Origin of the sequence: Shimia sp. CNT1-13L.2 (assembly GCF_024331145.1) — a bacterium.
Classification (GTDB): Bacteria; Pseudomonadota; Alphaproteobacteria; order Rhodobacterales; family Rhodobacteraceae; genus Shimia.
In genome coordinates, this window is sequence record NZ_JANDJO010000008.1 from 109,919 (window position 1) to 132,062 (window position 22,144).

A 22,144-nucleotide genomic window follows, 5' to 3' on the forward strand; every position below is an offset into this window, starting at 1 on the left:
GCCGATCTCATCGTGTAAAACGCCCAGCTTGTTCTTGCACTCGTTGACGCGTCTCTGAATTTTGGAAGATTGCATGGTCTTTCTTTTTCAGTGGGACAGGAGAACAGGCACTGTCGTGTTTCGCAGCACTCGTGTGGTGACGCCGCCGAGGAAATCCTCGCGGAATTTGGAGTGTTCATGGGCCCCCATAACAAGGAGGCACGGGTCCTTTTCAGTGCAATAGGCAAGCAATGCCCGCGCCGGTCCGGGAGACGTCAAGAGGGTGCCGTGGGAAGCGTCGATGCCATGCCGGTGCAGGTGATCAAGCACCTCATCGACCGGACGCGCCAATTCAGTTTCGCCCAAAGTCAAAACCGTAACCCTACCTTGAGCTTCCAGAAGGTCGAGGCCATCCGAGAGCGCACGCGCCGAAGCCCGCGTTCCTTCCCAGGCTACGACAGCATGGGTGCGGCACCCGCCCCTGTCATGGCCCTTTGGTACGATCAAAACAGGGCGACCACTCATCAGTGCGATCCGGTCGGGGTGAATGGTGACATGCTCGTCGACGACTTCGGACTGATCTTGACCAATCACCAGTAGATCAAAGCCTCGTGCATATTCCGCAAGAACCGCATCGACCCGCCCGGTTTGACGCCGGAAATGCAGTCTGCCGCCAAGCCCGAAACCCTCCTTGGCCGTTTCAAACCGCGCCTCAATTTCACTCAGAATATCGGCGTTGGCCTGTTCAATGATCTCGCGGGCCTTTGCCGGCACCCAGGGCGCTCGGCTGTTTACAACCTCATGGGTTGAATACGCCAGAACTGCCGTGACGTGGGCCGAGTCCCCCGCCATCTTCGCAGCGTACTTTAGTGCGCTGACCGCGCTTTCGGAACCATTGAAAGCAACCATGATATTGCGGATAGTCATGCGAACTCCTTTCCGGCCCAGACCGATGTAGGCACATAAACATGGCCATCAGCCAGTTTGCGGGCAGTACGCACAAGACCCGCCGCATTGAGTGAAAAGCCATTATTGACCGTGAAATCGACCAACACGTCAATTGTTCCCGAAGCATGTTCGAGCACGACTTCTGCGGGTGAGTCCGATGGGCGTTCCAGCATGCCATCAGCCACTGTTCCGGGAGTAAGTGCGCAAGAGGCGATGCATTGCGCGCCGGTAACCGCCATTGTGGGGTGTGTGTTCCATGGCATGAAGTATCGCGAAGAGATCGTACCGCCTGCCCGCGCCTCAGCAAGGATTGCAAATTTCGGCGTCACACTCTCACGGACATCGCCCATCCCCATTCGTTTCCCCGCTTCTAAGCGGATCGCCTCCATGCGCTTGAAAAAGGCGCTATTAGAATCCAGCTCTGCGGCGCTTTCATATCCCGTCAGTCCGAAATCACGCGCGCGCGCCAGGACCACGGGCATGGCCACATCCATGCAAGTCACCTCAACCCCGTCGATTTCATCGCGCAGGTTCTGCGTTGGCAGGAAGGCACCGGTTGAAGATCCGACAACACCCATGAAGGTCAACTGTACCGGTGCGGAACTACCTGGCGCTCCGGCAATGACTGTATCGCCCGCGTATTCGAGCTGCCCGCCGGGTGTCGCAACCTTGGCGATGATCCTCGCACCCGTATTGACGGCACGGACACGTACTTCAGTTTGATCGTCAGTTGGGGTGATGAGCCCCATCTCGATCGCCGCTGGGCCTACACCAGAGAGGATATTGCCACAGGTCGGTTTGAAGTCGACCAACTGGTCCTCAACCGAAACCTGAGCGAAGAAATAGTCCACGTCAGCCCACTCGTCATCTGACATCGAGAGCATCGCGACCTTGGTGGTCACGGCGGCCCCACCGCCGATCCCGTCGATATTGAGTGCATGGCCTGACCCCACCGCCGAGATGAGCACCTCAGACAGGGTGTCGAGGTCTTCAGGCAGGTCCTCCCGCCGAAAGTAAGGGCCCTTTGAAGTACCGCCGCGCATGAAGATGTAGGGAATAGCTGTCTGTGTCATAACTATCCCGCTCACTTCAATGGCCACGGCAGTGCGACAGCGTTTTGTAGAAGGCCCGGCGGAAAATCTCGGTTCAAAGCGCCAGCCATAAGGCACATGAAGCCGATACCCACGGCAGTGAGAAGCAGAGTTTTGCCCCACTCAGCCCCGGCGCGAACCCGGAAGAACGTAATCAGGAAACCGACCAAAGCGATGATGAAGCCAACAAACCAGGTGGCAACGATCAACCCGGCGAACCACGCCAGCGTAGACCAAAGACCATAGGGCGCATCCGCGTCTTCACCCGCAACCTCCTTGTCGGCAAAGATACTGTCGCCTTCGGGGCGGCGCACCATCTGCACCATCAGGATCAGGCAACAGGCCAACGAGAAGCCTCCCACGACAAGCGGGATAATCTTGTCGGTCATGTTGTAGTCCGGGATCGAATTGGCATTGACGAGAGCAAAAGTCAGGTAGCCCAAGATCACCAGAAGAAAGACGAGAGGCGCGCGTTTGGAGCCCGACTCAACCTCGCCTTCGGCCATGATCGACTTGGCCTGACGAATGCCAAGAACGACCGACGCCATCGTAATAATGATAAGCACGATCACGATTGGGCTAAAGACATACTCAAGGCCTGCGTCAAAGCTCTTGCGGAAACGGAAGGACGCGATCTGAAAGGCTTGGTTGGTAAATTTTTCGACCGGATTCGACAGGACGAAACCAATCAGAAACGCCGGGCGCGACCAATCAAAGCGGCGCAGGAAGATACCGATCAAGCCGATCGCGAATAGCGCCAGAAGATCTTCGAAGTTCTGCCCCGACTGGAAAGCTGCAAAGCTAATGAGCATGAACAAGAAAGGAGCGAGATAGGTGAAGCGGATGGTGGTCAACTTGGCAATACCACCAGAGGCTGCGATGCAGAGGATCGTGCCGACAACATTGGCCAGCGCCAACAACCATACGATAGAGTATGTGATGTCGAGATTGTTCTTGAGCATGCCGGGGCCGACTTCGATGTCGCCAGAACCAAGCAATGCGACGGCACCAATGAAAATCGCCATGGAACCCGAGCCCGGAATACCGAAAAGAAGTGTCGGCACGAGACCACCGCCTTCTTTGGCATTGTTCGAACTTTCCGGCCCGATCACACCACGGACTTCACCCTTGCCAAAATTGGACTTGTCCTTGGTAGTCTGCACAGAATGACCATAGGCGATCCAATCGACAACTGAGCCACCGAGGCCGGGAATGATGCCGACAACAACCCCAATGATCGAGCAGCGTACCGAGAGCCAGATGTTGGCAAACCAATCCTTCACACCATCTAACCAACCGCCACCGAGCGAGGCACCTTTGGCAATCGAGCGATCCTGGCGCAGCAGTGAAACAATTTCGGGAATGGCGAAGATACCGAGGCCGACAATCACCAGTTTCAAACCATCGGCGAGATATGGAATGTCATAAGATGCCATGCGCAAGCTGCCGCCCGCATCGGCCTCGCCAATTGTGCCGATCATGATACCCAGACCGGCTGCTGCAAGGCCCTTCAGGGGAATACGACCTGCAAGCACCGCAACCATGGACAGGCCAAGGATGGTAATCATCAGCATTTCCGGGAGACCGAAAGCGAGAACGATCGGGCGCGCGACAAGGATGAATATGGTTAGGAAAGTGGCCCCTACAAGCCCACCGAAGAGTGACGAGGAGAACGCGGCGGAAAGCGCGCGGGCAGCTTCACCTTTCTTGGCCATTGGGAAACCGTCGAGCACGGTCGCCTGTGACGCGGATGAGCCGGGTATGCCCATGAGCACCGAAGCAAAGGTGTCCGAGGTCGGAACCACGGCAACCATGCCGATCATCAGGGCCAAACCAAGGATCGGGTCCATGCCGAACATGAAAGGCAGGAGCAAAGAGAGCCCGGCAATGCCGCCAAGTCCAGGAAAGACCCCCACGGCCAGCCCCATTACGACGCCAAGAACCAGATAGCCAAGAACAACGGGTTGCAGGATCAGGGCCCACGCCTCACCGAGCGCAGGAAGAGCTGTGGCGAAAGCCTCCATGGGAGCCGCCTTTCTGTAGAGATGTAGAGAAGGGTGGCGCGCGCTCGTGTCTCGCGAACCGACGCGCGCCTTGAGGAGGAGAGCTTACTTCAGCTCGACGCCATAGGCTTCTTTGAGCCAGTTGGTGACGTAAACTTTGGCTGCGTCCGGCACCGAGGTTGCAGTGCCCAAAGCAGCGTTTGCCCCGTTACCGGTAAAGACCTTGTACTTGCCAACACGCTTGGATGAGATGTCGGCAAAGTCATCCCGCGCGACCACGGCTTCGAATGCCTTTGTGTAGGTATCAATCACATCCTGCGGAGTGCCAGCAGGCAGGAAGGCGAGTTTCTGCACCGGGAACCCGGCAACGAAGAAGGCTTTCCACGCATCCCATGCTTCGCCCGAAGTCTCGCAGCCATCGGTAGCTTCACAGACTTCCTTGAAAGTCGGAATATCGGGGAAGGTCGGATCGCGCACGATATTGCTATCTTCATCCAATGCCCCCCAAGTCATCATCGCGACGGCCTGACCATTGGCAACCATTTCTGCGGATCCTTTGAGGTAACCGGATGAGGTCTGATAGTCGATGTTAGCTTCCCCTCGCTCGAACATCAGGCGGCCGTCACCGCGCCCCTTAATGCCAAAGACCGGCTCGACATTCATACCAAGCATCTGCCACGCCAAGAGCGGCACGAGGTCGAGGCGGGTTGCCCCCTGCGAACCATAGATGAAGTCCGTCTCCTGTAGAGCATTGGCAGAGCCGTCAAACTTGGCGCCATCTTCAGCATTCAGATAGGCTACACCACCTGTTCCTGAGGCCATGACTGGGCTCCAGTCCTTGTACTCATAGCGCACGCGAGGATCGTCGAGAAGATAGGGAAACTGGGTGGACCCTGACGAACCAAATAGCAGAGTGCCATCTTCGTGTTTCTGTTCCTGGAACCAATTAGCGCCCTTGGTCGATCCTGCACCCGGCATGAACTTGACGACGACCGTCGGCTGGCCGGGCAGAGCCTCACTCAGCAGCGGGGCGAAGAAGTTGGCCCATTTCGCCGATCCACCGGTTTCGGAGAAGGGAATAACCCATTCAACGGTTTTGCCTGACAGATCCACATCGGCAACGGCCGGGGCTGCGACACCAGCAGCTGCAATCAGCCCTAGAACGGCTCGACGGGTGAGTTGGGTAACGGTCATGAGATCCTCCCTGTTGACCAGACAATCACAGTCACGTCCTCCACGCCACCATGATTGAGATTCGAAATGCAGGGTTGATTCCCCCTTCGATGTGACCAACATGGAACTCCAACCTTGCGCCAACCTTGCGGGAGCGGACATGAGAATAGTCATCGTCGAAGACAACGAAACCTTGGCGAGAGCGATTTCTTACCGACTGAAAGACCGTGGCCATGCCGCGGATGTCTTACATGATGGCAGCGATGCGGACCAGTTCCTCGCACAGGAAAGTGCCGATCTGATCGTCCTGGATATTAATCTGCCCGGGAAGAGCGGCTTGGATATTCTGCGCGCGCTTCGGGAGCGTGGAGACAATGCCCCCGTTATCCTGCTAACCGCACGCAGCGAGATCGAGGACAGGGTGACAGGTCTTGATCTGGGCGCGGATGACTACCTTGTGAAACCTTTCGAAATGGATGAGCTCGAAGCGCGCATCCGTGCGCTGTCACGCCGCAAGAACCTTGAGTTTGGTGCCAAGGACACTATCGGTGGGATTGAATTCGACAAGACCACGCGACATGTAACAGCGAACGGAGCACCGGTGGACATTCCCCGCAAGGAGCTTGCTGTTCTGGAGTGCCTTCTGGAAAGGCGAGGTCGAATTGTCTCCAAGGCGGATCTGACGGATCATGTCTACGGCGTCGGGGCTGATGTCGACGATACGGCTGTCGAACCTCACGTATCACGGCTGCGGCGGCGACTGGTCGTTCATGGCATCGCCATCAAGACGGCGCGCGGTCTGGGGTACATGCTTGAAGTGACAGCGCGATGACCCGCGTCTACTCGCTGCGCCAAAGGCTCTTCTTCCTTATCCTGACGCCGCTGGTTCTGATGGCGGTCTTGCTTGGGTTTTGGCGCGTCTCCGTTGCACAACGCACTGCCGAGGAGCTGTTTGACCGCTCACTCCTGTCGGCGGCGCTCGCCATTTCGCGCGATGTGGCGATCTCTGGCGGAGACGCATTGCTCCCCTCCACGAGCGATCTGATCAGGGACGCAGCCGGTGGTGAAGTCTTCTATCACGCCACCGGCCCCGGCGGCATCTATGTGACGGGCTATGCCTACCCGCCCCCGCATGGCGAACCGGAGGGGGGAGACCTCTATGTACCGCTGTACTTCGAAGCAACATACCGCGCAGAACCTGTCCGTGTTCTGCGCATCATGGAACGCGCGACCATCGATGGCATGACAGGCAATTCGACAGTCACGGTTTGGCAACGGATTTCCGACAGAAACGAATTTGCATCTCAGCTCGCCAAGCGTGCTGCCGCCCTGATGGGAGGGCTGCTTCTAACTCTGGCACTGGTCGTATGGTTCGCCGTGGCGCGTGGCCTGCGTCCACTCTTGGATCTGCAGGATGCAATCGCTATCCGGTCACCAGACGACCTGAGCCGCATCAAACGCCCCGTTCCAATCGAAGCACAGGGCATCGTAGCAACTCTCAATCGTCTGTTTGCAAGAGTGGAAGAGAGCATCTCCGCCCATCAGGTCTTTATTTCCAATGCCGCCCATCAACTCCGAAATCCAGCTGCAGCGGTCCAGTCCATGGCGGAATCTCTGCGCGATGCACCCTCCGATGAAATCCGAAACCAGAGAATTGAAGAACTTGTGACCGCTGCCCGCGGAGCAGCCCGCGTGACCGATCAATTGCTGTCGATGGATCGCCTGCGACAACCCATGCCTTCCACCCGCATGGAACAATTCGATCTTGCAGCGGAGATACAGAATGTCTGTGAAGATATGGCACCGGACGTACTCTCTCGGGGCCTGGCTTTCGAATGGGTTGCTCCGGATAGGAGCATTGAAGTGTGCGGGGACCGGATATTCATTGCTGAGGCGGTCAAAAATCTGATCGACAACGCGCTCAAACATGGGGGCGCTGAAATGACTTCCATAACTGTTGCATTGCGCCAACAGGACGAGACTGCACTGATTACGATCAGCGATGACGGAGCGGGACTTTCTCCGGATGACACAGAGCTTGCGCTCGGGCGTTTTTCTCAAGTCCAACCTTCCGATGGCAGCGGGCTGGGCCTGGCAATCGCAGCCTCAGTTGCAGAGAGGCACGGCGGAACGCTGTCTATAGACAGGGTGGCGATGGGCGCCAGCTTGACCATGGAGCTCATGCTTGCAACTTGAGCGATTTTTGCAGACTGGAAGGAGCCAAAGCAATGCCTTTTGAAAAGGCAGTCGTTGCGAATTCAACGTGACCGCTAGGGTGTTTGGTAAACTAAGTTGCTGAGTTTAAGCTGAGCTAGTTCGAATCTACTCAAATGCATTTCACTTCCCTGGTGCATTCCTAGAAAGGTAGTTGGCAACCAATAGGACACCGCCCAGGTAGACAGAGACTTCTTTCGGCAAATCGAACCTTGGTGTTTAACGAAGCGAACAGACGGTTCGAAGCTCGTGTGATCGAGGCTGCAATGCGCAGGGATACCTGATTACAAAGTTTGCCAAGATGATGCTGAAGGAACACCTGTATAGTTGCACCCTAGGCTCTGCGGGCGCTGTCCTTTCTCAGGCATCATCGAACCGGAAATTGGAAACGAACAACAATGTGACTTCTGTGAAGTCGAGGGAGATAAAGTCCCATCCAGCACTCGTGAAAGACACTATCAATGGTTTCTCCAAACATAAAAAACGCCCCCAGGCTTGGGGGCGATAGTAAGAAGAGGATCGCTTGGTTTCGGGTTTTATTGAGGTTCTACAACCAAGTCACCTGACGTCATGGCCTCGATTAGATTACCGACTTCGGCCACAACGTCTGCCGGGATGTCCGGGTGGAAAGACCCGATCCGCATGGCACGCTCATTGCCCATATCCGCCCGATAGAGCGCGCCTTCCAGTTTGCCGGCTGCTGCCAGCTCCAGGTACGACCGCATGTTGCCACGGACATCCAGGATGGCGGATTGCAGGATTTCCGGCCATTCGTTGATTGCATCCCGATAGATGCCGATGCCATAGACGCCTTTTTCCTGAACGGCCTGCATGGAGCCCAGCGTCGCGCTGTCCATTGTCGGCCAGACGACATCGGCACCCTGGGAAATCTGGTTCAGGGCAGCCTCTTTGCCCTTGGCAATGTCATCCCAATCGCCCGTCCAGGTAACCAGAACACTGACGTCGGGATTGGCCGCCTTGGCGCCCGCTTCGTAGCCCGCAACCGTGTCGGTCGTGAACTTGAACTTCTGCGCCGCGATGATGCCGATGGTGCCTGTGTCGGACATGGAACCCGCGACATAGCCCATCAGATAGGCGATTTGGCTGAAATAGAAGTCCGCGTTGGCAATGTTGCCCTTTGTGCCCAATCCGTTGTTCACCATGAACATGGTATCTGGGAAGCGGGTTGCGACGCGTTCCACTGCGTCCTGGAATTCTCCACCGTGGCCGATCACCAGATCATATCCCCGGCGCGCATAGTCGCTCAGGACTTCAATCTGCTCCGGCTGATGCACGCTTTCGGAAAAAGCGGCTTCAAAGCCGAGTGCATCCCCTGCCTGGGTGAGACCTTCGAAACCAGCCTGGTTCCAGCCATTGTCGGAAATCGATCCGGGCATGACGATCGCGGCGCGCTCGATCCCTTCAGCCACCGCAGGCCCTGCCAACATCAGCGCTGTAAGCCCCGCCAATAGTTTGGATTTCAGTTGCATTGCTTTTCTCCCTTATTGGATATGCGTTGTCAGGGTGACGGGAGGATCGTGACGTGAAAAACGATGGTTTCTCACGTCACGGCTGAGATTTATCGATGCTCTCGATCGTAGGGCAGCCCAACGCTGGCAGGTGCGCTGGCCTTGGCGCCAAGAGCCACCAGAGCGATCAGCGACGCCAGGTAAGGCAATATCAGGAAGAGCTGATAGGGTATCTCTGGCGACGTGAATTGCAGCTTGAACTGCACGGCATCACAGAAGCCGAAGAAGAGCGCCGCGCATATTGCGCCGACCGGCGACCAACGGCCCAAGATGATGGCCGCAAGCGCAATGAACCCTTTGCCAGCGCTCATCCCTTCCGCAAACACATAGACTTGCGACAAGACCAGATGCACCCCAGCCAGCGCCGCGAGAGCACCGCTGACTCCGATCGCGAGGAATTGCATGCGAAAGACGGGAACCCCAGCCAGATCCGCAGCCTTCGGGTTTTCACCAACGGCGCGCAGGTCCAGCCCCTTGTGGGATTTCATCAGCCAGAACCAGCCCACGATTGCCAAGCCGATCAATAGGTAGAACAGCGGATCCTGGGAAAACAGGGACGGTCCCACAACGGGAATATCCGACAGGAAGGGAATGTTGATCTGCGAGAACCCGTTCACCCGCGCCCCTCCGGCCTGAGCGCCGAATATCTGGCGGGACAGAAACGCTGTGAGACCCGCCAGAAGAAGGTTCAGCGCGATACCGCCAACCAGCTGGTTTATGCGCAGGCGGATAGACATATACCCAAGAAGCAAACCAGAAATCAGGCCGCAAACGATGCCGCACCCGAGCCCGATCATGGCCGAGCCCGTAGCGAAGGAACCTGCCGCGGCACCAAGCGCGCCGGCAAGGATCTGACCTTCGAGGCCGATGTTGTACAGCCCGCCGCGTTCCGCGATCACCCCACCAAGGGCAGCGAACGCAATTGGCGTCCCCAATCGGGCGGTTCCGGCAAGGATGTCGCCCAGCAAAACAAGATCAATCATAGCCTATGCCTCTTTCTGTTGGCGTTGTGTCTGGCGGCGCAGTCGCAGGTTCTCCACCAGACGTTTCAGAATGGGTTTTGACCCGTTTCGCGGTGCCACGAGAGCGGCCGCGACAAGAACCACGACAAGCCCCTCGACCACTTCGATGACGGAACTGTCGACTCCGACGGCACGTTGCATCGTGCCTGCCCCGGCGGAGAGCCCCGCGAGGAAAAGCGCGGTCAACGGCGCGACAATTGGGTTAAGGGCCGCGAGAAAGGCGACAACAATTCCGTCATAGCCGTAGCCATCGCTAAACAGGTGGAACAGGCGATACTTCAACCCGATCACCTCGATCGCGCCGGCCATGCCTGCAAGGCTGCCGCCGATCAACATGGCGCGGATGATGGTCTTTTTCTGATCGACACCGGCATAGGCCGCAGCGCGCGCATTGCGCCCCACCAGATCGAGTTGGAACCCAGATGGCGTGAAGCGCAGCCAGAAATACAAGATGAGCGCCATCGCCAGCCCGAAAACAAAGCCCACATGGGTATCAGATTGCGGCATCAGAATAGGCAGGCGATAGGCTTCCGAGACTTCATCGGAATAAGGGTATGGCGCGCCTTCAGCCAAGAGCGGCCCGGCCACGGCGTAGCTGACGATGTGAATCGCGATGAAGTTCATCAAGAGCGTGACAATGACCTCATTCGTGCCTCGGTAGGCTTTGAGATACGCGGGGATTGCCGCCCAGAAGGCCCCGCCAACGGCGGCGGCGAGAAAGATCAGCGGCACGCCCAAAACACCGGGCAAATCGGGGACCGCCAAAGCAAACACAGCGCCGAACAACCCGCCAATATAGATCTGCCCCTCGCCACCGATGTTGAACACACCAGCGCGCATCGGAATGATCACGGCCAGCCCAGCAAGAAGCATCGGCGAGGCTTTGACGAGGGTATTGGAGAAGCCCCAATAGTTCAGGAAGGATTCCAGGAACAGAACCTTGTAGGCTTCAAACGGGTTGTGCCCGTCCAGCAGGATCAGCACACCGCCGACGCTCAGCGCCAACAACAAGGCAATCCCGATCCGGCGTTGCATGGTAAATCTGTTCATTGTACCTCCTCCGGCGCTGCGGTCATCAAGAGCCCGATGTCTTGAAGAGTTGTGTTTTCTGGATCGACAACACCTGTGATCCGGCCAAAGGCCATCACGGCGACGCGGTCAGAGATGTCGAGCACATGTTCAAGTTCGGTGGAGATGTAGAGAACCCCCACACCGCTTTGGGCGACGGCGCGGATCTGGTTCTGAACAAACTCTGTTGCGCCGACATCAAGCCCTTTGGTCGGTTGTACGACGACCAAAAGATTGCGCGCGCGGGCCACTTCTCGGGCCAGAACGATCTTTTGTTGGTTGCCACCCGATAGGGCAGATGCGTTCAACTTCGGGTCCGGGGGCCGAATGTCAAAACCCGCAATCACGTCGTTCGCGATCTCGTGCATCGCACGCCGGGAAATCAGGCCACCAGACTTGAACCTGTCTTCGCCGATAGAGCGGAAGGCCAGATTTTCTTCGACGCTCAGCGACAGAACCAAACCTTCGGCATGGCGGTCCTCGGGCACGAAGCCGATGCCATCTTCTATGCGCGAAGCGATGGAGGCGCTGGATATCTCCGTACCATTCAGGAGGATGGCACCGCGGGTCTGCCTTTTGAGACCGGTGATCACCTCGCTCAACTCGGTCTGACCATTGCCGTCGATCCCGGCGATGCCAAGGATTTCGCCAGCCTTCACCGTGAGGGTCACATCCTTCAGTATTTCCGCGCCGCCTGGATCGGTCAGGCAGACACCAGAGACAACCAGGGCGTCCCATTCAGAGATGGTGTCGTTTTGGGCCCTTTTGGCCTTGGGCGTCTCACCCGTTTCGCCGGACGGTGTTTCTCCCATCATAAGCGCTGACATCTGGGCCATAGGCGTGGTCGCAACCGGAAGAATGCCCTCGACACGCCCATGGCGCATAATCATGACGCGATCGGCAATTTCGCGGATTTCATCGAGCTTGTGGCTGATGAAAAAGACAAGACAGCCGTTGGCGACCAGCTTGCGCACCCCTTGCAGAAACGGCGCAACCTCGGTCGGGGCAAGCACGCTGGTAGGCTCATCCAGGATGAGGATCGATACATCGCGAAACAACGCCTTGAGGATTTCCACCCGCTGCTTCATTCCCACGGGCATTTCCGCGACGCGGATGTCAAAATCCACGACAAAGTCAAAGTCCCTGCAAAGCTGGCGAATGCGCGCCCGCGCTTCGGCACCCCTCTTTGTGCTGGGCAAACCTATCAGAATGTTCTCTTCGGCGGTCATCGCGCCAACCAGGCTGAAATGCTGGTGGATCATGCCGATCCCATGCTCAATCGCCTTTGCTGGGCTGGTCACCGAAACAGGTGTTCCTCCCAGTGTGATTTCGCCGTTATCGGGCTGATACAATCCGATCAGAACGCTTGCGAGCGTGGTTTTCCCCGCTCCGTTTTCACCCAGAATCGCAATGCACTCGCCTTTTGAGGCCAGCAGATTGACGTCGCGCAATGCACGCACAGCGCCAAACGACTTGTCGATGCCGGTGACTTTCAAAAATGGTTCCAAGACAACCTCCCAACTTTCACCCAAATTCAAGAGAGGATGCCCCGTCTTCTCAAATTAGAAGATTTCACCTCACAGGTGAGAATTTCGCCCACATGTGAACGGGCAATCGGGTTAGAGTAGAGTAACGAAACAACAACCCATCAGGAGAGCAAAGCCGCGCACCATGGCGAAGATACCGTCGTTGAAAAGCATTCAGGCCTTCGAAGCGGCCTGCCGACATCTGAGCTTCAAGGATGCCGCCGATGAACTATGCGTTACTCCGACGGCTATTTCTCATCAGATCAAATCGCTGGAGGATCAACTTGGGGTGCCCCTGTTTCACCGGCTGACCCGCGCCTTGAAACTGACGGAAGATGGGGCCAACTACGCGCCGCACATCATAGAGGCCTTCAAGAACATCGAAGCCGCCTCTCTCGCGCTGGAAGAAGACGACCTCGCGGGCACTTTGACAATCTCGACAACCGGGTCGTTTGCAGCCAATTGGCTTAGCCCGCGACTGCGAGGCTTTTACGAGAAATACCCGGAGATTTCGGTAAGGGTTCTGTCTAGCGATCACTTGGTGGATTTCAAATCCAGCGATGTAGATGTCGCCATTCGGTACGGTCATGGCGATTACCCTGACAGCCATGTGGCCTGGGTCCTGAATGACTGGGTGGCCCCTGTCTGTAGCGCCGAAAAGGCTGGGTCACTGGGTTCTCCAGAAGACCTCCTGAAGTCTCGTTTGATCGAATACCAATGGAGCGGATTTTCAGACGTGGATCCGAACTGGGAACGCTGGATGGATGCGGTTGGCTTACGAACCGGTGCAGTTGAGCCCTACGTAACCTACTCCGAGGAACACATCTGCTTGTTGACGGCAAGCGATGGTCATGGCGTGGCCCTTGTCAGCCTATTGGCCGCCGCACGTTTTCTGGAACGTGGCATGCTGGTCGCACCCTTTGACACGGCATTGAAAAACAAGAGCTATTTTCTTGTCTGCCCAGAGACTTACGCCAACCGTGCACGCGTGCGCGTGTTCCGCGAATGGCTCTTGGACCAGGCGGATGAATTTCGCGACAGCGCCGTAGGTCGACGGTTTTTCGAAGACTAAAGAAGCCGCCACAATCTAATCCGTCGCTTGAATTTTTGTCATTTCTAAATTGCCGTGAAGCATGCGTTTCTGAGCCCCTAATCAGGAGTTCTTGCACATGCAAAATTTTGACCCTTCTCAACCCGATGGCTTCAATCAAACGATGGACAGCTCGGTCTCCGCAGACGGCCTCCCGATCATTGCAGAACGGTACACGGTACCAGCACGCAGCGGGGTCGCAGTGTATTTGGCCACTGGACAGACTTTGACAATCACCAATCCGACCGGCTGGCAAGTCTGCGATTTCTGGGCCTTCAATGCCGCAGAGCTGCACGAATATATGTCCATGTCGCACGTGCATACGGACCTTCTGTCTGTTTTTCCAAAGGTTGGTGACTCGTTGGTCAGCAATCTTCGCAATCCGCTTCTGACGCTGACCCAAGATTCGTCGCCGGGAGTTCATGACACAACGATCGCCGCTTGCGATGCCAACCGGTACAAGCAACTTGGGGTGCCCCACTACCACGAGAACTGCGCCGACAACTTGAGGCAGGCCCTGCTTGTCATCGGGCAAAAAGCACCGCTTGTGCCAGCCCCCTTCAATCTTTGGATGAACGTCCCGGTTGCCCCTGATGGCAGCCTTGCATGGGCGGCGCCAGTGTCCAAACCGGGGGAAGCCATTACCTTCAAGGCCGAGATGCCAGTCTACGCCGTAATGTCGGCCTGCCCGCAGGATGTCACTCCGGTCAATGGGGATGAAGGCCAACCAAGCGCCCTGGAATTTGTCGTCCATGAAGGCTGACGGCGGTGACATATTTTCCGCCCGCTGGATCATCGAAGATGCGTTCCACAGTCACAAAGACTTTGGACTTTATGTTCTGGACGGCAAGATCGTTGGCCTGGCACCGCTGGTCGAATTGCAATCACGCTTTCCCGACGCAAGGGTGCACTCGGACACCAACACGGCGATCCTGCCCGGGTTCGTGAATGCCCACCACCATTGCTATGGGCTAAACCTGATCAACCAAGGGATACGGGATGACCTGTTGGAACCTTGGATTTTCGCCTCCGCAGGCGCGGCCGATATTGCGTCGCGCCTTACCACCGAATACGCGGCAATTCGCTTGCTGAAGAATGGGGTGACGGGTGTTGTGGATGCCTGCACCGCAGGTCAGACAGCGGCACTTGCCGAAGCGAAGATCAGGGACAAAATCGACGCATATAGTCGGCTTGGCTTGTCCTGTGCGATCGCACCGGGCGAGAGATGGCAAAACCAGCTTGTGCATCCAAACGGGCAAAGCCAGTCGTTTCTAAAGACCTTGCCAGAGGGCCTTCGGTGCAAACTGCAACGTCAGCACGTTGCGCGCTCACGTATTGATCCGACAAATTTTGTGCAGCTTCTGTCTCGAATGCACGACGCATACAGGACTTTTGATTGCGCTGATGTGTGGTTTGGCCCCACAGCACCACATTGGACAGGCCAAGAGATCCTGCGCGACATCGCCAAGGCGGCCCGCGAAAGCGGCCAGCGTATTCACACCCACGCCGAGGAGTCTCGGCTACAACACCTGTCGGCCACAGCCGGGCGTTCAAAGGGTGCCATCGCGCAATTGTGCGAAGCTGGCCTGATGACTGATGGCTTGTCCTTGGCGCATATGGTCTGGGCCAGTGAAAAAGATCTGGCGCGCGTGGCCAAGGCGCGCGGGCATATCGTCTGCAATCCCAGCTCCAATTTGCGGCTACGCTCCGGCATTGCCCCCGCGCCATTGATGAAACGGATGGGCATCAGCCTCGCCCTGGGGATGGATGGAACGAGCCTTGCGGGCGACGACGACATGTTCGCCGAAATGCGTTTGGCACAAAGCCTCTACTGGTCTCGTGACCCGGCAACCCCCAGCCTGACGGCGAAAGACGTTTTCGACATGGCCACCATGGGTGGCGCGCGCCTGATGGGCATGGATCACAGCATCGGAAGCCTGGCCATCGGCAAACGCGCAAACTTCGTGATCCTGTGTCTGGAGCGTCTTGAAGGGCCTTGGTTGGACCCCAGCACCGACCCGGTAGAGCTGCTGGTCAGTTCGGCCAAATCCACCGATATCCAGAGCGTTTACACCGACGGGCAACTGGCCGTTTCCCACGGTGAAATCAAAAACTGCGACGAAAAGAAAATTCTCCAAAACATCACCGACGCCATGCAACAGGCCGCGGATCAAAGACTGAACGCCAGTGAATATCACGCCGTCAAATCCGCATTGCAGCGCTGGTATGACGATTGGCTGACCAACAACACCCCGCAATTGTGACAGAGGAGCAAGACCATGCAGAAGAAGATTATTTGGCCAAACGGCGCGCAATGCGCCTGTGCAATCACCTTTGATATAGATGCGGACAGCCTGATCCATATCGCAAAGCCGGTCGACGGGCATGATCGTCTCTATCCAATCTCCATGGGGCGCTACGGGCCAACAGTTGCCATCCCTCGGATTCTGGAAACCTACAAACGTCTTGGTCTGAAACAGTCTTTCTTCGCCCCCGGATGGGTCGTGGAACAGTACCCAGATGCCATGCAAGCCATCCTGAAAGATGGTCACGAAATCGGCCATCACGGCCATTTGCATGAAGACCCAACCAACCATAGCGCGTCTGAACAAGCCTATTGGTTTGAACGCGCACTGGACTCGCACAAGCGGGTTCTGGGCAATGTACCAAAGGGCTATCGCGCGCCGGTCTACAACGTGACGCAAGCTGTCATCGACCTGCTGAACAAGCATAAATTCGACTATGACAGCTCGCTGATGGCGGATGATGTGCCATACCTCATGCGATCCGGCGGGCGGACATTGGTCGAACTCCCGCCTCACTGGGGGACCGACGACTGGCCCCAGTTCGCGCACTTTGAGGAAATCGGGTACATGATGCCCGTTGCCGGACCACGCGCCGGGCTGACCCCATTTTGGGAGGAATTCGAAGCCCAATACGAAGCGGGTGGCTTCTGGATTGGCATCTGGCATCCCTTCCTGACCGGACGTTTGGCGCGGTGGCGGCAAGTCGAAAAGTGGATCGAAAGCATCCTGGAAAGAGGGGATGTCTGGTTCGCTACGCTCGGAGAGATCGCGCAGCATGTGCGCACGCAATACGAGGCAGATCGGCACAGCGTGCGGGTAGAAGAGCTGCCCTACTATCGAGCTCCGGTCCTGACATCATGAACATCCTTCAACGGGCATGCGGGTTTCTGGCTTCGCTCGACGCGCAGCGCGAGGTCTTCGTTAACGTTGTCCCGGATACACTGATGCAGGAGGCCCAATCCGCCGCCGCGCGGCAGGCCGCAGGCAGGCTGCTTGGCCCGTTGGATGGCCAGTTCGTTGCAGTAAAAGCCAATATCGACGTGCAAGCGCTCCCAAGCCACGCAGGGTCCTTGGCGATCGCTCCTCATCCAGCAGAAAACGACGCCCCGATCGTGTCCAGGCTCCGTTCCGCTGGCGCGATCATTCTGGGCCATGTGAACATGTCGGAATTCGCCTTCTCCGGACTGGGAGTGAATCCGCATTTTGGCACCCCCATGAATGCCCTGGACAGCACCAAGGTGCCGGGCGGATCCTCAAGCGGATCGGCGTCAGCCGTTGCCTTGGGGCTGGCGGATATCGCCTTGGGGACGGATACCTCCGGTTCCGTGCGCATTCCGGCCGCTTGTCAGGGGCTGGTGGGGTTTCGCCCAACGATGGGCCGCTATGAAAGCGCCGGGATTGTTCCTCTGGCGCCTTCCTTGGATACACCCGGCCCCCTTGCTTCGAATGTCAGTCAGGTTTGCGCCGTGGATCGCGTTTTGTCGGATCACAAAGAAACCGGGCGCGTCTGTCGTCAAATTCTGTGCCTGAACGACGATGCCTTGGTAGAATGTTCCCCGGAAATCGGGGCGATGTACAATCAGGCCCTCCAGAAACTGTCCGATCATGGCATCGATTTGGAAAGGGTTGATCTCCAAAGTTTCGCGCGCGTTACGAAGGTGTTCCAGACCTATGGAACGCTGGTGAGTGCCGAAGCCTTTCGTCTTGTGCCGAATTTGGTAGGAGACCAACTTAGCAAACTCGACCCAAATGTGCGGGATCGCCTGGCGCAAGCGGCCTCAATCCGTGACTCAGAATTGCAGGAAATGCTGGCACTCCGCCGAACCCTCATTTCGAACTTTGGCAGGGAACTGTCGGGGAAGATGCTGCTTTACCCGACATTGCCGTGGTACCCGCCCTCCGTTCAGGCCGTGATCCGCGATAGAGATGTCTTTGCACGGGAAAACGCTCTGATCCTGTCGATAGCGATGAAAACCGCTTTTCTCGACGCCCCAACAATTGCCCTTCCCTTTGGAGAACGGAGAGCAGGGAACAGCCTATCCCTAAGCGGCGCAGCAAATAGCGACCCGGATGTGCTTGCGACCGCGTCCTTTCTGGAGAGGGTTTTTTCAGAGGAAAACGATGGGTGAAGTTGGCTCACGCAATTCAGAATTCTCTTCATTTGTCGCTGCCCGTCACAGGCTTCACCTTTGAAAAACCGATTGCAAACTGACTAGGTGACAAGATGACCACAATCCTGAGAATTGACGCCAGCGTGCGCCGCACCGACAACCCTGTTGCTGCCTACAACTCCATTTCCCGCGCTTTGGCGGACAGTTTCGTGGAAGAATGGAAAACAGCTGATCCCAACGTCGAAATCATTCTGCGTGACGTCGGAATGACCCCGCCGGATTTCATTTCCAACGATTGGATCGCGTCCGTCTTTACGCCAGAAGAGGAACGCACTCCCGAACAGAATGCCTTGGTCAGCTTGTCTGATACTCTGATTGACGAACTCGCCCGCGCCGACATCCTGCTGATTTCGACGCCCATGTACAACTACGGCATGCCCGCAGCCCTGAAGGCTTGGTTTGATCAGATCATCAGGATCAACAAGACGTTTACATTTGATCTGGCGCGCGGCGACTTCCCCCTGGAACCGATCATGTCAGGCAAAACCCTGGTGCTGCTGACATCGGCTGGTGAATTCGGCTTTGAGACCGGTGGCATTCGCGATGGCTCGGGTCACCTTTCGGCGCATATCAACACATTGCGCAAATACCTCGGCGCAGAGCGCATGTTCGAAGCCGCAGCCGAGTATCAGGAATTCGCTGATGATCGCCACGTAGCATCAGTGGCCGCGGCTCAGGCCCGGGCACGTGACATTGCGCGTGAGCTTACCTGACAATTGGCCAGAATATGGAAAGTAGAACCAGACCAACTGAAAAGGTTCTACTTTTCCGTCCGGCCACACCTTTAGGCGAACAAGGCAGGTGGTTGCGCCCTGTGCTCGTAGTTGAGTGGTTCAAGTCGCTGTTCAACGCCACACAGGCAAATCGGGAAACAACGTATCGACTGCTCTGCAAGACTACCCGCATGATGTTGCCAGTTGTAAAGGACCCGGTCGTTCTTGCAGAACCAAATCTAAAAATCAGGTTCCCCACCAATCCCAATACGAACGTAGGGTGGTTTTTTCTTGGTGATGGCGGAGACGAAGTCCGCCATTTATGTGTAACCCTGCGTCTAAATCAACTTCATTTTATTGGTATTTTTCCTTATTTATTGCAAATTTGACCACCCGCAGCTATCAATCCGTAACAATCATCATCATCCAAACTCGTTCATTGTGTGGGGCTGAATGTGGGGCTGAGTGAGAGGCAAACATGTTGACAGATGCTAAAGCTCGCAAACTAAAGCCAAGAGAAAAGTCCCTTAGTGTCGGAGGCGTACCCGGCCTCTATCTACATGCGGGAAAAACCGTAGGCGTTGGCAAGTTCATTCTCAGGTTTGTGTCTCCGGAAACGGGAAAACGTAGAGACATGGGACTTGGCGCATACCCTACCGTCAGCATTGCACAAGCACGAAAGTCAGCATTTTCTGCACGCGTTCTTATTGAAAACGGCGTCGATCCATTGGCTGAGCGCCAACGAGAGCAAGCCCTTCAACGGTTGGAAAACTCAAACCTAACTTTTGAGACTGCCGCACGCCGTGTCTATGCGGATATTGCCCCAGGCTTTAAGAATGCGAAACACAGTGCCCAGTGGATCAACACACTGTCAAAGTATGCCTTTCCTGTCATTGGGGATCTCGAAGTCAACACTCTTACAACCGCAGACTTTGCCCGACTGCTAAAACCCATCTGGCTTGCCAAACCTGAAACCGCAAGTCGCGTTCGCCAACGTTGTGAACTGGTTATGACGTGGTGCCTAGCGCAGGAGCTAGCGACAAGTAATCCCGTATCCGCGGTGACTGTTCTTCTACCAAAACAAAAAACCAAACGGGATCGCGTCACGCATCACCCTTCTGTGCCTTGGCGAAGTTTGCCAATTATGATGGGAGACCTGTTTTTTGGCGAACGTCAAAGCGCGGGTCGCGAGGCGCTCCTCTTTCTCATACTCACCGCCGCCAGATCTGGAGAGGTCCGTGGAGCTACTTGGGAAGAAATTGACTTGGACTCAAAAGTTTGGACTGTACCTGCTGAAAGAATGAAGGCTGGTGTTGTCCATAGGGTAGCATTGAGCAATCAAGCAATTCGGGTTTTGAAACGCCGTCGGTCATTTGCTCATGAAGGACCTTGGGTGTTTTCACACAATGGAAAATCGCCCATTAGCGACATGACGCTGACGAAGTTGCTCCGAGATCACAAGGTTGCTAGCGATACACCAGACCGCCCCGCAACAGCACACGGATTTCGCTCCACGTTCCGAGATTGGGCTTCAGAAAACGGATATGCTAGAGATCTGGCAGAACGCGCATTGGCTCACACAATCCAGAATGCAACCGAGGCAGCCTATCACCGGACAGACTTACTAGAGCAACGTGTGGATATGATGCAGGCGTGGGCGGACTATGCTCACAGCGGCGGAAACTAGGATAGTTTCCGAAGATACGAATAAACCAGCAGGGTTTCACAATGCGTTTCCGAAAACCTCAAAACACCTGAGAAGCCCAAATGCATCTGCAGTTGGATGAGCTACTCCCCAATGTTTGGACAGTTTCGAGCGTAAATTAAGCTACTCTCTGCTCCTGCTGATCGGGTTGGGTTTCGTCTTTTCTCAGCCAATAGACCACGGCCGGGGGGTTGCCGCCAAGGGCGGAATGCGGGCGCTTGCGGTTATAGAACTCGATCCACTTACCGACACCGGCCCTGGCCTCTGATCCGGTCTCCCAGGCGTGCAGGTAGACGCACTCGTATTTCAGGCTCCGCCAGAGCCGTTCCACGAAGATGTTGTCAAGGAACCGGCCTTTGCCGTCCATCGAGATGCGCACGCCGGATCGGCGCAACCGGTCTGTCCAGGCGAAGGACGTGAACTGGCTGCCCTGGTCGGTGTTCATGATCTCGGGTGGACCGAACCTGGCGATGGCCTCGTTCAGTGCCTCGACGCAGAAGTTGGCCTCCAGCGTGTTCGAGATGCGCCAGGCCAGCACCTTGCGGGTGTGCCAGTCCATGATGGCGATCAGATACAGGAATCCGCGTCGCATCGGCAGATAGGTAATGTCGGCGGCCCAGACCTGGTTGGGCCGGGTCACCCTCAGACTGCGCAACAGATAGGGGTAGGTCTTGTGCCCCTTCGCCGCTTTGCCCCCTCTCGCACATGCTCTGCATGTGCTGCCGGGCAGCGGGTGTTGGGCTTCTGGTAGATCGGCATGAGGCCCATCAGGCGCATGAGGCGACGGATCCGCTTCTCGTTCACCAGATGGCCTTCGTTGCGCAGATGCCACGTCATTTGCCGGACGCCGAAGAACGGTGTCTCAAGGAATTGTTCATCAATTTGGCGCATGAGCGCGAGATTCAGCGCCGTCTCGCCCTTGGGCGTGTAGTAGAACGACGACCGCGAGATCGACAGCAGCCCACACTGCTTGCCGATGGATAGGTTGGTGTTGGCTGGCTCGACCATCTTGCGCCTCACTTGCCGGTCCACGGTTTGAGCTTTCGTGACAAAAAATCGTTGGCGATGGCCAGCTCCCCAATCTTGGCATGCAGCTCTTTCAACTGCTCTTCGTCAATCTCGGGTTTCTTGGCTCCGCCACGCTCGAACACGCCGGACGCGCCGTCCAACAGCGCTTTTTTCCAGGCATGGATCATCGTCGGATGAACCCCGAACCGGCTCGCAAGTTCGGCCACCGTCTGCTCACCCTTCAGCGCCTCAAGCGCCACCTTCGCCTTGAACTCAGGCGCATGTTGCTTCCGTTTCGACATCTCTAATCTCCTCTTCGTCGAAGATCAGCAGACAACAAATCGTAGCTTACGTCAGTGTCCGAATTTCAGGGGGTAGCTCACAGTGCCCTCAGACCTTAAGGTAGGGAACAAGTCCTTTCCGCCCAATCGTCATAGAAACATGCCCAGACATTTATCTTCCCGTCATTGTGGAAGGTTGGGGTCAACTGACGCCCGCCAGCTTGTATTGTATCTGTGCATGGAAAGTGCATTGCGTATTTGGGAGCGCAATTTCCATACGGAGTTGAGTAACTGTAAATGATCGCCTTTCTGCAATT

The 22,144-nt window shown here is 56.5% G+C and carries 18 protein-coding genes and 1 pseudogene; 10 read left to right on the plus strand and 9 right to left on the minus strand.

Annotated features, from left to right (window positions below; genetic code table 11):
- Positions 1 to 87 precede the first annotated feature (87 nt).
- From NNA36_RS15905 to NNA36_RS15920, 4 genes are all read right to left on the minus strand, one after another.
- Positions 88 to 906 (minus strand): universal stress protein, encoded by an 819-nt coding sequence (locus NNA36_RS15905; RefSeq protein ID WP_255108814.1) that lies wholly within the window; start codon positions 904 to 906, stop codon positions 88 to 90.
- The gene (locus NNA36_RS15910; protein ID WP_255108816.1) at positions 903 to 2,000 is read right to left on the minus strand and encodes a 4-oxalomesaconate tautomerase; all 1,098 of its coding nucleotides are present in this window, start codon (positions 1,998 to 2,000) and stop codon (positions 903 to 905) included. The genes NNA36_RS15905 and NNA36_RS15910 overlap by 4 nt, the downstream gene beginning before the upstream one ends.
- An 11-nt stretch (positions 2,001 to 2,011) precedes the next feature.
- Positions 2,012 to 4,042 (minus strand): tripartite tricarboxylate transporter permease, encoded by a 2,031-nt coding sequence (locus tag NNA36_RS15915; RefSeq protein ID WP_255108818.1) that lies wholly within the window; start codon positions 4,040 to 4,042, stop codon positions 2,012 to 2,014.
- Between the two features lie 84 nt (positions 4,043 to 4,126).
- Positions 4,127 to 5,215 (minus strand): tricarboxylate transporter, encoded by a 1,089-nt coding sequence (locus NNA36_RS15920; RefSeq protein WP_255108819.1) that lies wholly within the window; start codon positions 5,213 to 5,215, stop codon positions 4,127 to 4,129.
- A 139-nt stretch (positions 5,216 to 5,354) separates the two neighbouring features.
- On the opposite strand from NNA36_RS15920, the gene NNA36_RS15925 reads away from it, so the two are divergent.
- Together NNA36_RS15925 and NNA36_RS15930 are read left to right on the plus strand one after the other, a co-directional pair.
- Positions 5,355 to 6,026 carry a response regulator transcription factor gene (locus NNA36_RS15925; RefSeq protein ID WP_255108821.1) on the plus strand — a complete coding sequence of 224 codons (672 nt, stop codon included), beginning with the start codon at positions 5,355 to 5,357 and terminating at the stop codon, positions 6,024 to 6,026.
- Complete coding sequence (locus tag NNA36_RS15930; RefSeq protein ID WP_255108823.1) at positions 6,023 to 7,390, plus strand: sensor histidine kinase; 1,368 nt, start codon at positions 6,023 to 6,025, stop codon at positions 7,388 to 7,390. Before NNA36_RS15925 ends, NNA36_RS15930 begins: the two co-directional genes overlap by 4 nt.
- Before the next feature lie 554 nt (positions 7,391 to 7,944).
- Here NNA36_RS15930 and NNA36_RS15935 read toward each other — a convergent pair.
- From NNA36_RS15935 to NNA36_RS15950, 4 genes are all read right to left on the minus strand, one after another.
- Positions 7,945 to 8,898, minus strand: coding sequence for a BMP family protein (locus tag NNA36_RS15935; protein ID WP_255108825.1), 954 nt, complete (start codon positions 8,896 to 8,898; stop codon positions 7,945 to 7,947).
- A gap of 89 nt (positions 8,899 to 8,987) precedes the next feature.
- On the minus strand, positions 8,988 to 9,920 hold the full coding sequence (locus tag NNA36_RS15940; RefSeq protein ID WP_255108827.1) for an ABC transporter permease: 933 nt from the start codon (positions 9,918 to 9,920) through the stop codon (positions 8,988 to 8,990).
- Positions 9,921 to 9,923: 3 nt separating this feature from the next.
- On the minus strand, positions 9,924 to 11,009 hold the full coding sequence (locus NNA36_RS15945) for an ABC transporter permease (protein ID WP_255108829.1): 1,086 nt from the start codon (positions 11,007 to 11,009) through the stop codon (positions 9,924 to 9,926).
- On the minus strand, positions 11,006 to 12,535 hold the full coding sequence (locus NNA36_RS15950; protein WP_255108831.1) for an ABC transporter ATP-binding protein: 1,530 nt from the start codon (positions 12,533 to 12,535) through the stop codon (positions 11,006 to 11,008). Before NNA36_RS15950 ends, NNA36_RS15945 begins: the two co-directional genes overlap by 4 nt.
- Before the next feature lie 163 nt (positions 12,536 to 12,698).
- Between NNA36_RS15950 and gcvA the strand changes: the two genes are divergently transcribed.
- The 8 genes from gcvA to NNA36_RS15990 all read left to right on the plus strand — a co-directional run bounded on the left by gcvA (position 12,699) and on the right by NNA36_RS15990 (position 20,520).
- On the plus strand, positions 12,699 to 13,625 hold the full coding sequence (gene gcvA, locus NNA36_RS15955; protein ID WP_255108833.1) for a transcriptional regulator GcvA: 927 nt from the start codon (positions 12,699 to 12,701) through the stop codon (positions 13,623 to 13,625).
- Between the two features lie 97 nt (positions 13,626 to 13,722).
- Complete coding sequence (locus NNA36_RS15960) at positions 13,723 to 14,406, plus strand: DUF1989 domain-containing protein (protein ID WP_255108835.1); 684 nt, start codon at positions 13,723 to 13,725, stop codon at positions 14,404 to 14,406.
- Entirely contained in the window at positions 14,396 to 15,907 is a 1,512-nt protein-coding gene (locus NNA36_RS15965; RefSeq protein ID WP_255108837.1) for an amidohydrolase family protein, read from the plus strand. The genes NNA36_RS15960 and NNA36_RS15965 overlap by 11 nt, the downstream gene beginning before the upstream one ends.
- 15 nt (positions 15,908 to 15,922) lie before the next feature.
- Positions 15,923 to 16,810 carry a polysaccharide deacetylase gene (locus NNA36_RS15970; protein ID WP_255108839.1) on the plus strand — a complete coding sequence of 296 codons (888 nt, stop codon included), beginning with the start codon at positions 15,923 to 15,925 and terminating at the stop codon, positions 16,808 to 16,810.
- A complete protein-coding gene (locus tag NNA36_RS15975; protein WP_255108841.1) occupies positions 16,807 to 18,078 on the plus strand; it encodes an amidase family protein in 1,272 nt (423 codons plus the stop codon). Before NNA36_RS15970 ends, NNA36_RS15975 begins: the two co-directional genes overlap by 4 nt.
- Positions 18,079 to 18,173: 95 nt before the next feature.
- The gene (locus tag NNA36_RS15980; RefSeq protein ID WP_255108843.1) at positions 18,174 to 18,833 is read left to right on the plus strand and encodes an FMN-dependent NADH-azoreductase; all 660 of its coding nucleotides are present in this window, start codon (positions 18,174 to 18,176) and stop codon (positions 18,831 to 18,833) included.
- Positions 18,834 to 18,847: 14 nt separating this feature from the next.
- On the plus strand, positions 18,848 to 19,222 hold the full coding sequence (locus NNA36_RS15985; protein WP_255108845.1) for a hypothetical protein: 375 nt from the start codon (positions 18,848 to 18,850) through the stop codon (positions 19,220 to 19,222).
- Between the two features lie 89 nt (positions 19,223 to 19,311).
- Positions 19,312 to 20,520 (plus strand): site-specific integrase, encoded by a 1,209-nt coding sequence (locus NNA36_RS15990; protein WP_255108847.1) that lies wholly within the window; start codon positions 19,312 to 19,314, stop codon positions 20,518 to 20,520.
- Between the two features lie 136 nt (positions 20,521 to 20,656).
- Here NNA36_RS15990 and NNA36_RS15995 read toward each other — a convergent pair.
- Positions 20,657 to 21,848 (minus strand): annotated as a pseudogene (locus NNA36_RS15995) (IS3 family transposase).
- Between the last annotated feature and the right edge of the window lie 296 nt (positions 21,849 to 22,144).

What these genes read in the sequence shown, in the direction of transcription:
- NNA36_RS15905 (WP_255108814.1), bottom strand. Translation starts at nt 906, where the DNA reads ATGACTATCCGCAATATCATGGTTGCTTTCAATGGTTCCGAAAGCGCG.
- NNA36_RS15910 (WP_255108816.1), bottom strand. Translation starts at nt 2,000, where the DNA reads ATGACACAGACAGCTATTCCCTACATCTTCATGCGCGGCGGTACTTCA.
- NNA36_RS15915 (WP_255108818.1), bottom strand. Translation starts at nt 4,042, where the DNA reads ATGGAGGCTTTCGCCACAGCTCTTCCTGCGCTCGGTGAGGCGTGGGCC.
- NNA36_RS15920 (WP_255108819.1), bottom strand. Translation starts at nt 5,215, where the DNA reads ATGACCGTTACCCAACTCACCCGTCGAGCCGTTCTAGGGCTGATTGCA.
- NNA36_RS15925 (WP_255108821.1), top strand. Translation starts at nt 5,355, where the DNA reads ATGAGAATAGTCATCGTCGAAGACAACGAAACCTTGGCGAGAGCGATT.
- NNA36_RS15930 (WP_255108823.1), top strand. Translation starts at nt 6,023, where the DNA reads ATGACCCGCGTCTACTCGCTGCGCCAAAGGCTCTTCTTCCTTATCCTG.
- NNA36_RS15935 (WP_255108825.1), bottom strand. Translation starts at nt 8,898, where the DNA reads ATGCAACTGAAATCCAAACTATTGGCGGGGCTTACAGCGCTGATGTTG.
- NNA36_RS15940 (WP_255108827.1), bottom strand. Translation starts at nt 9,920, where the DNA reads ATGATTGATCTTGTTTTGCTGGGCGACATCCTTGCCGGAACCGCCCGA.
- NNA36_RS15945 (WP_255108829.1), bottom strand. Translation starts at nt 11,009, where the DNA reads ATGAACAGATTTACCATGCAACGCCGGATCGGGATTGCCTTGTTGTTG.
- gcvA (WP_255108833.1), top strand. Translation starts at nt 12,699, where the DNA reads ATGGCGAAGATACCGTCGTTGAAAAGCATTCAGGCCTTCGAAGCGGCC.
- NNA36_RS15960 (WP_255108835.1), top strand. Translation starts at nt 13,723, where the DNA reads ATGCAAAATTTTGACCCTTCTCAACCCGATGGCTTCAATCAAACGATG.
- NNA36_RS15965 (WP_255108837.1), top strand. Translation starts at nt 14,396, where the DNA reads ATGAAGGCTGACGGCGGTGACATATTTTCCGCCCGCTGGATCATCGAA.
- NNA36_RS15970 (WP_255108839.1), top strand. Translation starts at nt 15,923, where the DNA reads ATGCAGAAGAAGATTATTTGGCCAAACGGCGCGCAATGCGCCTGTGCA.
- NNA36_RS15975 (WP_255108841.1), top strand. Translation starts at nt 16,807, where the DNA reads ATGAACATCCTTCAACGGGCATGCGGGTTTCTGGCTTCGCTCGACGCG.
- NNA36_RS15980 (WP_255108843.1), top strand. Translation starts at nt 18,174, where the DNA reads ATGACCACAATCCTGAGAATTGACGCCAGCGTGCGCCGCACCGACAAC.
- NNA36_RS15985 (WP_255108845.1), top strand. Translation starts at nt 18,848, where the DNA reads ATGGAAAGTAGAACCAGACCAACTGAAAAGGTTCTACTTTTCCGTCCG.
- NNA36_RS15990 (WP_255108847.1), top strand. Translation starts at nt 19,312, where the DNA reads ATGTTGACAGATGCTAAAGCTCGCAAACTAAAGCCAAGAGAAAAGTCC.